Origin of the sequence: Pseudomonas sp. BR20, assembly GCF_050780135.1 — a bacterium.
Lineage (GTDB): Bacteria > Pseudomonadota > Gammaproteobacteria > Pseudomonadales > Pseudomonadaceae > Aquipseudomonas.
This window is the reverse complement of record NZ_CP172012.1, coordinates 282,184-295,519: the sequence shown is the minus strand read 5'-3', so window position 1 is coordinate 295,519 and position 13,336 is coordinate 282,184. Positions and strand designations below refer to the sequence as shown.

The window sequence follows — 13,336 nt, the reverse complement described above, 5'->3', positions numbered from 1 at the left end:
CCCCCGAAAGATGGGGGGAATGATAGCGGGGCTGACAGAAACGACAAACCCCGGATTTCCCGGGGTTTGTTTTGTTCAGCGGGTTATCAGCCGCGGCTGACCTCACCGACCGGCAGCGCCTGCTTGGTGCGCCAGTGCGGCAGGGAGTTCCAGTAGCGCTCGCCCTTGGCGTCGTCGTACATGCCTTCCCAACGGGAGATGACCAGCACGGCCAAGGCGTTGCCGATCACGTTCAGTGCGGTACGGGCCATGTCCATGATGCGGTCGACACCGGCGATGAACGCCAGGCCTTCCAGCGGAATGCCAACGCTGCCCAAGGTGGCCAACAGCACCACAAAGGACACGCCCGGCACACCGGCGATGCCTTTGGAGGTGACCATCAGGGTCAATACCAGCATCAGTTGCTGGCCGATCGACAGGTCGATGCCATACAGCTGGGCGATAAAGATCGCCGCGATGCTCTGGTACAGGGTCGAACCGTCGAGATTGAACGAGTAGCCGGTCGGTACCACGAAGCTGCAGATGGCCTTCGGCGCGCCGTAGGCTTCCATCTTCTCGATCACGCGCGGCAGCACGGTTTCGGAACTGGCAGTGGAGTAGGCCAGCACCAACTCGTCCTTGAAGATGCGCATCAGCTTGATCACCGAGAAGCCGAACAGGCGCGCGATCAGCCCCAGGATCACAAAGGCGAAGAACAGGATGGCGACGTAAACCAGGATCACCAGCTTGGCCAGTGGCAGCAACGAAGCGAAGCCGAAGTTGGCGACGGTCACCGCGATCAGCGCGAATACACCAATGGGGGCGTACTTCATGATCATGTGGGTGACTTTGAACATGCTCTCGGACACGCCCTGGAACATGGTCACCAACGGCTCGCGCAGTTCAGGCTTGAGGCTCGACAAGCCCAGGCCGAACAGCACCGAGAAGAAGATGATCGGCAGCATCTCGCCACGGGCGACTGCGGCGAAGATGTTCGATGGGATCAGGTTGAGGATGGTCTGGATGAACGCATGCTCATGCTGCACCTCTGCGGCAGTCGCCTGGTACTTGGAAATATCGACGGTACCCAGGGTACTCATGTCGATGCCTGCACCTGGGTGGAACAGGTTGGCCAGCAGCAGCCCGACCACGATGGCGATGGTGGTGACCACTTCAAAGTAAAGGATGGTTTTGACGCCGATGCGCCCGAGTTTTTTCGCGTCACCGACACCGGCAATGCCGACGATCAGTGAGGAAATCACAATCGGGATCACGATCATCTTGATCAGGCGGATAAAGATATCGCCCGCCGGCTGCAACACATTGCTGATCCACCAGGCCTTTTCAGCACTGAAATGGTTGAGCACTGCACCGATTGCGATCCCCAATACCAAACCGATGAGGATCTGCCAGGCGAGGCTTAGCTTTGCCTTCTTCATGTCATTACCCTTACTTCAAGTGGACTTAAGGCAAATGCGCCAGCTGCAACGCTCGAGAGCGAAAAAGTGTGTGCATCTGCCTCCATGGAAGGTCACCGCAGCGTGGCCGAAATGGCTTACTGGCAGGCGAAAAAAGGCGCAACTATTCCCATGCAAGGGGACGACGTCTAATGCCGTAAACGCCTACCCTATGCCGAATCGGCATGACTTTTTTTCATAATAACTGTCCGAACGGTCAGTTCAAATGTGACATTTTGTCCAGTGAATATGCCGTGAACCGGCCAGTTCAGGCTCGCGCAGAGATTCTGCACGTCTTGAAGAGGTTGGCAGAAATGCCCGAGAAGTCTGCCGTCGAACGTCGGAAACGTCCTATAGCGCGAGCAAAACTTTCTCGATAGATGGTCGCCCCGACACACCAAGTAATGGTTGGTAAAAAACAAAACCAAGATTTGCGGCTATGGGTGGCATATGAGGCGGAAATGAGCGTCACAAGCCCGCCGCAAGTTCAGCAAGCCGTGGGCTTGTGAACCTGCGTCGCAGCTTTTCGCCTGACCCGGCCCTTGCGCAGGCACTCCCTGTGCCCGTAGGTCACGCCGATCCCAATTGATCAGAACAACCCGGCCCCCTGGTCATGCATCACCCTTGGCGGGCGATGCAAACAGAAAGAAGCGGGGGGGCTTCTTTCTATGGACGCTGATTGCGCAGACGACAGACGCGTCAGACGCAACCTAGTACCAATTCGGATCTTTCTTCAGCTGCTCCATCAGCAGCTTCTGCATGCCTTCGTCCGGCTTACCGATAAACCGGTAATCGGCGTGCCGCGTCGGGGACTTATCAGCCGGCAAACCCGCCGGGACTTCCACCAACATGGCGTAGGCATCTTCCTTGTCGAGGCTGAAGGCGACGATCAGGCGCTTATTAAGGCATGTGTCCGCGGTTTCGCAGAGCGGCCCCACAAGGTACTTGTCGCCATCTTCTTCCACGGCATTCATTTGCTCGGCCGTGCCCGACAGGTTCAACACCCATTCCGGCAGGCGCTCTTCTTTCTTCACTACGCCTTGCCAGGTCTCGCGGTACTGCGGATCCGCACTGAGCAATTCGTTGGCTCGGGATTGGCCGTCATTGGCGGCCATCGCCAAGCCACTGCCGCCCAAGAGCAAGGCGGCAGCAATAGCTTTGAGGGACAAAGTGGTCATATTCAGCCTCGGCCGCGACGACCAAAGAAGAACGAAGCAATGAACATCACCAGGAAGACGACAAAGAGAATCTTGGCGATACCCGTGGCGGTGCCCGCGATACCACCGAAGCCCAGGACTGCAGCCACAATGGCGATGATCAGAAATGTGATTGCCCAACTCAACATGGTGATTCTCCTTACGCTTCTTTAAGAGGTAACAGCGGTGGTGCCGGACGGCCGCTCGACATCAAGCGACCGACTTTGTTGCCTAAAACACCCAACGCTCTTGGGTCGGCAGCTCGTCCAGGGTGGAATCCTGATCGGCCACACGCAGTTGCGGGGCGGTTACATCAGCGGTACGGCTGCCAATGGAACTGAAATGGGTCTGGGCCGTTACCGGACGGTCGAACGACGGGGCTTGCTGCGGACTCTGCTGCCATTGCGGCAACTGCTGGCCTGCGATCAGTGTGACCATCAACGCCAGGCTGGCAAACAGCCCTTGTTGCAAGCGCAGTGGCGATACACGCAGTTGGCTGAGGCTTTGGCGAGTCATGCTGCTGTTCTCCCGCATTCTGATTATTCGTTGGGATAGCTGTTGCAGAGCGCATGCCAGCTTTTTTATAAAATAAAATTCAATAAAATCAATAAGTTAAATATATGTATTAGGGAAATCGCCCAGCATCCTGCACGATGCCCCCCGGTACGCCGTGCGAAATGCACGATGGTCAGTGGTCGGGTGAAGGGATAGAAAGCGGACGGGATGTTGCCGAAGTGGCAAGACGGCAGGAAAACGCCATCAGCCGGGGCTTTGTAGGACGACGTGCAGATAGCTGCACGACGTCAGCTTTTATCGATCAGAATAAACCATGCAACTTGCCCGATTATTCCGGGACTAAACACCATCATTCATAGTTAAGGAGCGCGGGACAGATGGAATCAGCCAAGGAACTTCAAGGCCGCATTCTTTTAGTGGATGACGAGTCCGCGATCCTCCGCACCTTCCGTTATTGCCTGGAAGATGAAGGCTACACCGTCGCCACCGCCAACAGCGCCGCCCAGGCCGATGCCCTGATGCAACGCCAGGTGTTCGATCTGTGCTTCCTGGACCTGCGCCTGGGTGAAGACAATGGCCTGGATGTGCTGGCCCAGATGCGGGTCCAGGCGCCGTGGATGCGTGTGGTGATCGTCACCGCCCATTCCGCCGTCGATACCGCCGTGGATGCGATCCAGGCCGGTGCTGCCGACTACCTGGTCAAGCCTTGCAGCCCCGATCAGTTGCGCCTGGCTACCGCCAAGCAGTTGGAAGTGCGCCAGCTTTCCGCACGCCTGGAAGCATTGGAAGGCGCCGTACGCCAGCAGAAAGACGGCCTCGACTCCCACAGCCCGTCGATGATGGTGGTGCTGGAAACCGCACGCCAGGTAGCCGGGACGGATGCCAACATCCTGATCCTCGGCGAATCCGGTACCGGTAAAGGCGAGCTGGCCCGGGCCATTCACGGCTGGAGCAAGCGCTCGAAAAAATCCTGCGTGACCATCAACTGTCCGTCGCTGACGGCAGAGCTGATGGAGAGCGAACTGTTCGGCCATAGCCGTGGCGCTTTTACCGGTGCCAGTGAGAGCACGTTGGGCAGGGTCAACCAGGCGGACGGCGGTACGCTGTTTCTCGACGAGATCGGCGACTTTCCCCTCACGCTGCAACCCAAGTTGCTGCGATTTATCCAGGACAAGGAATATGAGCGCGTGGGCGACCCTGTCACCCGGCGCGCCGATGTGCGCATCCTTGCCGCCACCAACCTGAACCTGGAAGACATGGTGCGCGACGGTCGTTTCCGCGAAGACTTGTTGTATCGCCTCAATGTCATCACCTTGCACCTGCCACCGCTGCGTGAGCGCAGTGAAGACATCCTCACCCTCGCAGACCGCTTCCTGGCGCGCTTCGTCAAGGAGTATGCCCGCCCGGCGCGAGGCTTCAGTGATCAGGCACGCGAAGCTCTGCTCAACTATCGCTGGCCCGGCAATATCCGTGAGCTGCGCAACGTGGTGGAGCGCGCCAGCATTATCTGCCCGCAGGAGAAGGTCGAAATCATCCACCTCGGCATGGCTGAGCAACCCACCAATAACGCCCCACGGATTGGCGCGGCGCTGAGCCTGGACGAGCTGGAGAAAGCGCATATCGGCGCCGTGCTCGCCACCAGCGACACCCTGGACCAGGCGGCCCGTACCCTCGGCATCGACGCGTCGACCCTGTACCGCAAACGCAAACAGTACAACCTGTGAGCTGCACCCTATGAAGCTCGCGATGACACTGCGCACTCGGTTGTTCCTGAGTATCTCAGCGCTGATCACCGTCGCCCTGCTGGGTCTGATCCTGGGTCTGGTCAGCGTCATGCAAATGGCCAAGACCCAGGAGTCCCTGATTCGCAGCAACTTCGTCACGCTGGACCTGGGGCTCAAACTGCGCCAAAGCCTGGGCGACCAATTGATCATGATGCTGGAACATCGCCCCGATCCGCAGGCATTGCAAAGCGCCAAGCAGCGGTACTTCGACCTGCTGGACCAAGGCATCGCCCATGAGCAACGCGACGGTCATAGCCACGGTTTCAGCGAGGCGCGAACCCAATACCAGAACCTGCTGGACGCATTCGAGCAATCCCAGCAAGCGTCGCCACCACCGGGCAGCAAGGAAAAACTCACCGAAGCCTTCAATGCGCTGCGTAATGGGCTGATTGCTGAACATAAGCAGGCCCTGGAAAACATCAGCAACAGCGAGCACAAATCCCGCGCGCGCGCCTTGCTGATTGCCGGCTTGCTGGGGTTGGTGGGCCTTGCAGTGCTGATCATCGGATTTGTCACGGCCCATGGCATCGCCCGGCGATTTGGCGCGCCGATCGAAGCGCTGGCAAAAGCGGCTGACAAGATCGGCCAGGGCGATTTTGAAGTGACGCTACCGATCTCTTCGGCAGCGGAAATGAACCTGTTGACCCGTCGCTTCGGCCTTATGGCCGAGGCGGTGCGCCAGCATCAGGCGACGAATGTTGACGAACTGCTGGCGGGCCAGCAGCGCCTGCAAGCAGTGCTCGACAGCATCGACGATGGCCTGCTGATGATTGACCGCCAAGGCCGTCTGGAGCATCTCAACCCCGTTGCGCAACGCCAATTGGGCTGGGACGAGGAGCGCCTCGGCCAAGGCCTTGGCGAAGCGCTGGGGCGCCCGGAGCTGGATGAACAACTGCAACTGGTGTTGCGCGGCGGCAATCTGGAGCGCGCGCCGGAAGATCTGGAAGTCGAAGTCGAGGGCGAACTGCGTCTGCTGACCTACAGCCTCACCCCTGTCAGCCATACCCAGGGACACATTCTTGGGGCGGTGATGGTGCTGCACGACGTCACCGAACAGCGCGCCTTCGAGCGGGTACGCAGCGAATTCGTCTTGCGCGCCTCCCATGAACTGCGCACGCCGGTGACCGGCATGCATATGGCGTTCGGCCTGTTCCGTGAACGCGCGAAGTTCCCACCGGAATCCCGTGAAGCGGACCTGCTGGATACGGTCAATGAAGAAATGCAGCGCCTGATGCAGTTGATCAACGACCTGCTCAACTTCTCGCGCTACCAGAACGGCCTGCAGAAACTCACCTTGGGACCGTGCGACGTGACCGATCTGCTCGAACACGCGCGCGCGCGCTTCGTGGAGCCCGCCAATGCGCAACACATCGAACTGCTGGTCGAAGTCCAATCAGATCTGCCACGGCTGTATGCCGACCAGGCGCAGCTGGAAAGGGTACTCGACAACCTGCTGGGCAATGCCCTGCGTCATACCGCCGACGGTGGGCAAATTCGCCTGCAGGCGCGAAGACATGGCGAACGGGTGATTATCAGCGTCGAAGACAACGGCGAAGGTATCGCTTATGGCCAACAAGGGCGCATCTTCGAACCCTTTGTCCAGGTTGGCCGCAAGAAGGGTGGCGCCGGCCTGGGGCTGGCGCTGTGCAAGGAGATCGTGCAATTGCACGGCGGCCGCATGGGCGTGTATTCGCGGCCGGGGCAGGGCACCCAGTTCTATATGGCGCTGCCCTTGTAGAAGGGAGCTTAACGCCGGTTCAGGGCACGCAGGATGGCAGCACTTTCGGCGTCCGGCATGCCATCGAACAGCGATGGCCGGAACCGCATCTGGAACGCTGCGATCACATGGCGCGTGGCGACATCCAACTCTCCCGTCTGGGGTGTCGGGTAACCGAGGAGCGCCAATTCTTCCTGGAACCAGGTGATGCTCGGCAATTCAGCGGCGTACTGCACCTGGAAGCGGGCGACGGCCTGGGCATCCGGCCACACACTCAGGCCTTCATCGGCCAAGCGCTTCCAGGGGAACAGCGGCCCCGGATCGAGCTTGCGCAGGGGCGCAATATCGCTATGGCCAATGATGTTCCTGGGATCGATGCCATTGCGCTTGCTGATGTCCTTGAGCAATACCACCAGCGATTTCACTTGGGCCTTGGAATACGGGTACCACAAACGGCCTGTGGGTGTGTCCTTGTAGCCGGGGTTTACGATCTCGATACCGATGGAACTGGAATTGAGCCAGGTACGCCCCATCCACTCGCTTTCCCCGGCATGCCAGGCCCGCTGGCCCTCATCCACCAGCTTATAGATGGTAGCGCCGGCGTCGTCGCCGATCAGGTAATGAGCGCTGACCTGGCCGTGGGTCAACAGGGCAAGGGAACGTTCAAGATTGGTGGAGGTGTAGTGGACGACCACGAACTGCACGCGGTTGTCGTGGTTCGCCGAGGGATGGCTGGTGTCCAGGCGCGGACCACTGGCGCAGCCGGCGAGCAGAAGAAATACACAGGCGAAGTACAAGGATTTCATGGCGGGAGACGGTACGCTGAAGACGATAATGCAACAGTGTAACGTACCGTTTGTGGCCCGGCGGTCAAATTACACAATGGAACATCTTTTACGCCGCCTGCACCTGATTACGCCCAGCCGCCTTTGCCCGATACAACGCCTCGTCGGCCCGCTTGAGTGCCAGCTCGCTGCGCTCACTCGGCTGCAACTGCGCCACGCCCATGGACACGGTAATCGTCACCGGTTCGCCCTTGAAGTGAAACGGGCAGGCCGCAATCGCGGCACGCAGTACTTCACCCACCGCCAGGGCATCCGACAGGGATGAGTCGGGCATCAGCAACACAAACTCCTCACCGCCAAAACGCGCGATAAAGTCGTTGGGCCGCAGGCGCTTGCGCAGGACGTTGGCGATGATTTTCAGCACCTTGTCACCCGCCAGATGGCCGTAGCCATCGTTGATGCGCTTGAAGTGATCCAGGTCCAGCATCGCGAGCGACAGGCTATTGCCACGCTGGTGCCAGGCGTTGACCTCCTGGTCCAGGCGCTCGCTCCAGGCCGCGCGGTTAGGCAAGCCGGTGAGCGGATCGATCAGGGCCTTCTGGCGCTGCACCTCGAGGTGCTCACGGTAACCCTGGGCTTCCTGCTCCATATTGGCGACCCGCTCGGCCAGCCCTTTCAGGCGCGCCGCCACTTCCTGTTCGCGCTGGTCACGTTGTTGCTGGTGCTCGTCCATGGTACCGAGCAAACCCTCAAGGTGGCTTTCCAGCACCTGCTTGAGGCTGTCCAGGTCGGCCGCGTCCTGGACGCTGCTTTGCAGGCCGTCGACCTGCTCGCGAATCTGCGTGTCCAGCTCCCTGGCCGCGGAGCGGCTGTCAGCATGACCGTCGCTGGCCACTTGCAGATGGCCCTGGAAGGCTTCAAGGCGTTCGTTGAGCTGTTTGAGGTAAGCCTCAAACTCGTGCTGGCCGCTGTCGGTGATCGCCAGCATCAGCACCGCCAGGTCATCGAGGATCGGCAGCAATTCGTACCAGTTCAAACCGTGGGCCAGGCGCTCACGCATGGCTTCGGCCTGGGGACGATGGCGCTCGGGCAAGGCCAGCTCCTCCAGCAGGCCGATCAGGGTGTCTTCGATGTGTTTGGCCACGGAGCTGTACGACGGCTCCGGTGAATCCGGCAAGGAGTAGAGGCCATCCGATTGAAGTTCATCGGGGTCCAGTGCTTCGGCGTCAAGAACCGGAGGGAGCGAGAGGCTGCCGATCACCGTCTCCTCCGGCGCCTCGACGGCAACCTGCGGCGTTTCGATAAAGGCGGCGAGAGCGCTTTCGGAGGCGGGCTCTTCCACCTGAGGCTCAGGCTCCCTTAGCTCGTCAGGCGCTGGAGATACTTCGACAGGCGCAGCCACTGTGACCCTTTGAGCAGGCGCCTCGTACACAAACTTTTCACTGGCGATATCGACAGCCTTGGCGGGCGCTGTGGCTTCAGGCTGCGCGGCAACCGGCGCCTGAGGCGGCGGCGCAAAGGCCCGCAACGCTTGCGTCAACGCGTCGGACTGTTCGGGCTCCTGAGGCTCAGCGGCGGGCTTGGGCGCAACAGGCGCAGCAGGTACCGGGGGCGGGCTGGGGACAGGCTCGCTGGGCGCGGCCTCGTTCGAAACGTCCTTGGCACCAAACAGACGTTGCAACAAACCCGGCCCAGGACGCACGGTTTCACCGTCCGGCTCCAGGTTATTCAGTGCCTGCCCTTGCAGGCTGCTCAACTCGCTGAGCAACAAGGGAATCTCACGTGCCTGGCTGACGCGGCCATCCAACTGCTTGGCGAAGGTTTTCAGCGGTCGGGCTACTTCACGGGGCAGCGGCAGCTTTTGCAACTGCGTAACCAGGGACGTCAGTGCGGTGCTCATCTGGTCGATCCGGGTTTCGCGGCGCTGCTCCGAATCCAGTACCGCCTTTTCCAGGCGCGGCAGCAAGGCGGCGAGGGCGGCGTCCATGTCGTCGGTACGCACAACGTCGCGCATTTCCTTCATGCATAGGTCAACTGCGCGGTCGGTACCTTCCGCCGCCAACGTGCTGCGCACCAGCCCACGGCGCAGCAGGTCAAGGCGGGCGGCCCAGCGGCGTTCGAGCTTTTCTTGTTGCTCGATGCTTAACAGGTATTTTTCTTTCCAGCGCTGTGCGTCGTCGCTCATGCAAGGGGTCCGCGAGGGCCGGGGCTCAACGCGGGCAATGCATCAGCCGTGAGCGAACCCGGCAGACGAATCTCTACCGCGACCGGCAGGTGATCGGAGATGGGCTGCGCCAGCACCTGCACACTCTCAAGTGTGAGGGTCGGACTGAGCAGAATATGGTCAAGACAGCGTTGCGGGCGCCAGCTGGGGAACGTGGCTTCGACTTGCGGCGCCAGTAACCCGAGGTCACGCAACGGGGAATTCAGCAGGAGGTCGTTCGCATGGGTGTTCATGTCACCCATCAACACTTGATGCTTGTAGTTGCCAATCAGATCGCGCACGTAGGCCAACTGCAGGTTGCGCGTACGTCCCCCGAGCGCCAGGTGCATCATCACCACCACCAAGGCCTCAGGCCCTTCGCCAAAACGCACGAGAATCGCCCCGCGCCCCTTGGGGCCCGGCAACGGGTGATCTTCGATGGCCGTTGGCTTCAAGCGGCTGAGCACACCATTACTGTGCTGCGCCAGGCGCCCGAGGTTGCGATTGAGCTGCTGATACCAGTAGGGGAAGGCCCCGAGGTGCGCCAGGTGTTCGACCTGATTGATATAGCCGGAACGCATGCTGCCGCCGTCGGCTTCCTGCAAGGCGACCAGGTCGAAATCATTCAACAGGTCGCCGATCTTCTGCAGGTTACCGGCCCGGCCGTTGTGGGGCAGCAAGTGCTGCCAGCCACGGGTGAGGTAGTGGCGGTACTTCTCGGTACTGATGCCCACTTGGATATTGAAGCTGAGCAGGCGCAGGCGGCTGTCCGCCGGCAGGCCCGTGGAATCCAGGTGATGTTCGTTGACCTGCGGTTCATGCAGGCCAACCACACGTTGAGTACCCCAGCGGCGCATGAGAAGCCCCTTACTTGGCTGCGCGTTCTTTGGCGATCAACTGGTCGGCAACATTGAGGGTCGCTTCAGGACCACCGGTGGTGCCCAGGTCGAAACGGTACTTGCCGTTGACGATCATGGTCGGTACGCCTTGCACGCCGTACTTCTGCGCCAGTTCCTTGGCCTGTTTGATCTGGCCCTGGATGGCGAAGGAGTTGAAGGTGGCCAGGAACTTGTCCTTGTCGACACCTTGGGTGGCAACGAAGTCAGCCATTTCGTCAGGCTTGGTCAGGCGCTTGCCTTGTTTCTGGATTGCGTCGAACACTGCATTGTGAACTTTGTGCTCCACACCCATGGCTTCCAGAGTCAGGAACAGTTGGCCATGGGCATCCCATGGGCCGCCGAACATGGCGGGGATGCGCTTGAAATTCACGTCCTTAGGCAGCTTCTCGACCCAAGGGTTGATGACCGGCTCAAAAGCATAGCAATGCGGGCAGCCGTACCAGAACAGCTCCACCACTTCGATCTTGCCCGGTACCGAAACCGGCACTGGGTTGGCCAATTCAACGTAGGTTTTACCGGCTTCAAGCGGCACATCGGCAGCTTGTGCGGTCATGCCGAAGAGGCTGACAGTGACGAGAGCGGCGCTGAGGATCAGATTACGCATGCTTTACTCCTGGACAAATAAAGTCGCCTCACGCGACCTTTGTTGTGACAGGTCTACGCGGGCATGAGTTCGTTAGTGTAACGGCAGCGGCCACAAAAAAGGGCGGCCTAAGCCACCCTTTTTATGCTTGCATCGACGGATTAATCGAGCGTTAACGTTGCGTGCACCTTAGTGCAGGCCCTGGATGTAGCTGGAGACGGCAGCGATGTCCTCGTCACTCAGCTTGCGGGCGATGGTACGCATGATCATCGCATCACCATCGTTGGCCCGGCCGGCTTCTTCTTTACGGAAATCGGTCAATTGCTTGGCAACGTATTGCGCATGCTGGCCACCCAAGTGCGGGAAGCCTGCTGCAGCAATTCCTGCGCCATTTGGCGAGTGGCAGCCAACGCAGGCTGGAAGGCCCTTATCGAGGTCACCACCACGGAACAGTTTTTCGCCACGGGCCACCAGTTTCGGATCAGCAGCTCCCACACTGCCCTTCTGGCTGGCAAAATACGCCGCGATATCCGCCAAGTCCTGATCACTGAGGTTGGTCAGCAAGCCGGTCATTTCCAGGACCGTGCGCTTGCCGTCCTTGATGTCGTGCATCTGCTTGGTCAGGTAACGTTCACCCTGGCCGGCCAATTTGGGGAAGTTCGGCGCCGGACTGTTACCATCCGGCCCATGGCAGGCACCACATACGGCGGCTTTCGCTTGGCCGGCAGTGGCAACACCTTTAAGGGGGCCCTCTGCAGCAAAGGCAACACCGGTGATGCCCAAGGTCAACAGCAGACTCACGATCAGTTTGTTCATCAGCTAATCCAACTACGGCTAAGGGTTTAAGAGTTATCTACCGGGTTTACTCACCATCAACTCAATGATGGCCTGGTAATCCTCGGTACTGCAGTCCATGCACAAACCACGCGGCGGCATTGCCTTGAAACCCTGGGTCACGTGTTGCACCAGCGTGTCCATGCCCTGCGCCAGTCTTGGCGCCCAGGCTGCCTGGTCACCCCGCCTCGGGGCATTCGGCAATTGGCCAGCATGGCAAGCCACGCAAACTCGGTTGTACACCACTTCCGGATCCTGTGTAGCCTGAGCGCCAGAAAGCGGAATCAGGGCACCGAAAGCGAGCAACCATCGGGTCATACATCGACCTTTTCAGGGTTTGAGAGCGTTTTGCGTTCTAATGCGCAATAAAGGTCTATCACTCCCGTGAACTTCATCCTTCGCTGGGACAAAGCACACACAAAATCTGCGGCATTATATACTGGCGCTACTGAAACGGAAACGACACCGCTTGCCGCACCCTTTTTCGGCACCGCCCACATCGGAAATCTCATGCAACTCAAGAACCCCATCCTCGGCCTGTGCCAACAGTCCACCTTCATGCTCAGCGCCGCCAAAGTTGACCAATGCCCCGATGACGAAGGCTTTGAAGTCGCCTTTGCCGGTCGCTCCAACGCCGGTAAATCCAGCGCACTGAACACCCTGACCCACGCCAGCCTGGCGCGCACCTCGAAAACACCAGGCCGCACGCAGTTACTCAACTTCTTCAAGCTAGACGATGATCGGCGTCTGGTCGACCTGCCGGGCTACGGTTATGCAAAAGTACCTATCCCGCTGAAGCTGCACTGGCAGCGTCACCTGGAGGCTTACCTGGGCGGCCGGGAGAGTTTGAAGGGGTTGATCCTGATGATGGACATCCGTCATCCAATGACCGACTTCGACCTGCTGATGCTTGACTGGGCCGTCGCCAGCGGCATGCCGATGCATATCCTGCTGACCAAGGCCGACAAGCTCACCTACGGCGCCGCCAAGAACACCCTGCTCAAAGTGCAGTCCGAAATTCGTAAGGGCTGGGGTGACACAATCACTATCCAGCTGTTCTCGGCACCCAAGCGCATGGGCCTGGAAGATGCCTATACCGTACTGGCCGGCTGGATGGAACTGGCAGACAAAGGTGCGGAACTCGCCGAATAACTTTTCTGCAGGCAAAAAAAACCCCGGACTTCGTATGGGGAGGGGAAGTTCGGGGTTCAAGTACCGGACCGCTAGGGCGGGGTCCGGATATCTGCCAACACTTAACACAACATAGGAGCATTGAAGGGCTTCACCACCCATTCAGTAACTCTGAGTAGCAATTCACGGGTTAAGTTCCGGCAGGTTCAAAAAACTATTGGTAATAACTGAAACGGATTTCTGGTCTAAAGC

General features: G+C 59.5%; 13 protein-coding genes. 3 read left to right on the top strand and 10 right to left on the bottom strand.

All coding sequences use genetic code 11. The features are described from left to right. Positions 1-86: 86 nt before the first annotated feature. The 4 genes from gltP to ACHPFG_RS01335 all read right to left on the bottom strand — a co-directional run bounded on the left by gltP (position 87) and on the right by ACHPFG_RS01335 (position 3,148). A complete protein-coding gene (gene gltP / locus ACHPFG_RS01350; protein WP_131699565.1) occupies positions 87-1,418 on the bottom strand; it encodes a glutamate/aspartate:proton symporter GltP in 1,332 nt (443 codons plus the stop codon). A 728-nt stretch (positions 1,419-2,146) separates the two neighbouring features. Continuing rightward, positions 2,147-2,614, bottom strand: coding sequence for an inhibitor of vertebrate lysozyme family protein (locus ACHPFG_RS01345; protein WP_431701397.1), 468 nt, complete (start codon positions 2,612-2,614; stop codon positions 2,147-2,149). Positions 2,615-2,616: 2 nt separating this feature from the next. Next, the gene (locus tag ACHPFG_RS01340) at positions 2,617-2,781 is read right to left on the bottom strand and encodes a DUF1328 domain-containing protein (protein ID WP_003170804.1); all 165 of its coding nucleotides are present in this window, start codon (positions 2,779-2,781) and stop codon (positions 2,617-2,619) included. A gap of 82 nt (positions 2,782-2,863) precedes the next feature. Next, on the bottom strand, positions 2,864-3,148 hold the full coding sequence (locus tag ACHPFG_RS01335) for a hypothetical protein (protein WP_431701396.1): 285 nt from the start codon (positions 3,146-3,148) through the stop codon (positions 2,864-2,866). Positions 3,149-3,525: 377 nt separating this feature from the next. On the opposite strand from ACHPFG_RS01335, the gene algB reads away from it, so the two are divergent. Together algB and ACHPFG_RS01325 are read left to right on the top strand one after the other, a co-directional pair. Then, positions 3,526-4,872 carry a sigma-54-dependent response regulator transcription factor AlgB gene (gene algB, locus ACHPFG_RS01330; RefSeq protein ID WP_053127283.1) on the top strand — a complete coding sequence of 449 codons (1,347 nt, stop codon included), beginning with the start codon at positions 3,526-3,528 and terminating at the stop codon, positions 4,870-4,872. Positions 4,873-4,882: 10 nt separating this feature from the next. Further along, positions 4,883-6,670: a KinB sensor domain-containing domain gene (locus tag ACHPFG_RS01325; RefSeq protein ID WP_431701395.1), complete on the top strand. Its 1,788-nt coding sequence runs from the start codon at positions 4,883-4,885 to the stop codon at positions 6,668-6,670. Positions 6,671-6,678: 8 nt separating this feature from the next. Here ACHPFG_RS01325 and ACHPFG_RS01320 read toward each other — a convergent pair whose 3' ends face one another. The 6 genes from ACHPFG_RS01320 to ACHPFG_RS01295 all read right to left on the bottom strand — a co-directional run bounded on the left by ACHPFG_RS01320 (position 6,679) and on the right by ACHPFG_RS01295 (position 12,271). Further along, positions 6,679-7,455: an N-acetylmuramoyl-L-alanine amidase gene (locus tag ACHPFG_RS01320; RefSeq protein WP_431701394.1), complete on the bottom strand. Its 777-nt coding sequence runs from the start codon at positions 7,453-7,455 to the stop codon at positions 6,679-6,681. 88 nt (positions 7,456-7,543) lie between these two features. After that, positions 7,544-9,619 carry a GGDEF domain-containing protein gene (locus ACHPFG_RS01315; protein ID WP_431701393.1) on the bottom strand — a complete coding sequence of 692 codons (2,076 nt, stop codon included), beginning with the start codon at positions 9,617-9,619 and terminating at the stop codon, positions 7,544-7,546. After that, a complete protein-coding gene (locus ACHPFG_RS01310) occupies positions 9,616-10,494 on the bottom strand; it encodes an endonuclease/exonuclease/phosphatase family protein (protein WP_131699571.1) in 879 nt (292 codons plus the stop codon). Before ACHPFG_RS01310 ends, ACHPFG_RS01315 begins: the two co-directional genes overlap by 4 nt. Positions 10,495-10,504: 10 nt before the next feature. Further along, on the bottom strand, positions 10,505-11,140 hold the full coding sequence (dsbA, locus tag ACHPFG_RS01305; RefSeq protein WP_431701392.1) for a thiol:disulfide interchange protein DsbA: 636 nt from the start codon (positions 11,138-11,140) through the stop codon (positions 10,505-10,507). A 168-nt stretch (positions 11,141-11,308) separates the two neighbouring features. After that, positions 11,309-11,935 carry a c-type cytochrome gene (locus ACHPFG_RS01300; RefSeq protein WP_431701391.1) on the bottom strand — a complete coding sequence of 209 codons (627 nt, stop codon included), beginning with the start codon at positions 11,933-11,935 and terminating at the stop codon, positions 11,309-11,311. Positions 11,936-11,968: 33 nt separating this feature from the next. Next, entirely contained in the window at positions 11,969-12,271 is a 303-nt protein-coding gene (locus tag ACHPFG_RS01295) for a c-type cytochrome (RefSeq protein WP_131699573.1), read from the bottom strand. 192 nt (positions 12,272-12,463) lie between these two features. On the opposite strand from ACHPFG_RS01295, the gene yihA reads away from it, so the two are divergent. Beyond that, entirely contained in the window at positions 12,464-13,105 is a 642-nt protein-coding gene (gene yihA, locus ACHPFG_RS01290; RefSeq protein ID WP_027608030.1) for a ribosome biogenesis GTP-binding protein YihA/YsxC, read from the top strand. Positions 13,106-13,336: the final 231 nt, after the last annotated feature.

Bases quoted from the DNA above. Each gene is read 5' to 3' on its own strand.
- ACHPFG_RS01320 (WP_431701394.1), bottom strand. From the start codon at position 7,455: ATGAAATCCTTGTACTTCGCCTGTGTATTTCTTCTGCTCGCCGGCTGC.
- ACHPFG_RS01345 (WP_431701397.1), bottom strand. From the start codon at position 2,614: ATGACCACTTTGTCCCTCAAAGCTATTGCTGCCGCCTTGCTCTTGGGC.
- ACHPFG_RS01300 (WP_431701391.1), bottom strand. From the start codon at position 11,935: ATGAACAAACTGATCGTGAGTCTGCTGTTGACCTTGGGCATCACCGGT.
- ACHPFG_RS01310 (WP_131699571.1), bottom strand. From the start codon at position 10,494: ATGCGCCGCTGGGGTACTCAACGTGTGGTTGGCCTGCATGAACCGCAG.
- ACHPFG_RS01315 (WP_431701393.1), bottom strand. From the start codon at position 9,619: ATGAGCGACGACGCACAGCGCTGGAAAGAAAAATACCTGTTAAGCATC.
- algB (WP_053127283.1), top strand. From the start codon at position 3,526: ATGGAATCAGCCAAGGAACTTCAAGGCCGCATTCTTTTAGTGGATGAC.
- yihA (WP_027608030.1), top strand. From the start codon at position 12,464: ATGCAACTCAAGAACCCCATCCTCGGCCTGTGCCAACAGTCCACCTTC.
- ACHPFG_RS01295 (WP_131699573.1), bottom strand. From the start codon at position 12,271: ATGACCCGATGGTTGCTCGCTTTCGGTGCCCTGATTCCGCTTTCTGGC.
- ACHPFG_RS01335 (WP_431701396.1), bottom strand. From the start codon at position 3,148: ATGACTCGCCAAAGCCTCAGCCAACTGCGTGTATCGCCACTGCGCTTG.
- ACHPFG_RS01340 (WP_003170804.1), bottom strand. From the start codon at position 2,781: ATGTTGAGTTGGGCAATCACATTTCTGATCATCGCCATTGTGGCTGCA.
- ACHPFG_RS01325 (WP_431701395.1), top strand. From the start codon at position 4,883: ATGAAGCTCGCGATGACACTGCGCACTCGGTTGTTCCTGAGTATCTCA.
- gltP (WP_131699565.1), bottom strand. From the start codon at position 1,418: ATGAAGAAGGCAAAGCTAAGCCTCGCCTGGCAGATCCTCATCGGTTTG.
- dsbA (WP_431701392.1), bottom strand. From the start codon at position 11,140: ATGCGTAATCTGATCCTCAGCGCCGCTCTCGTCACTGTCAGCCTCTTC.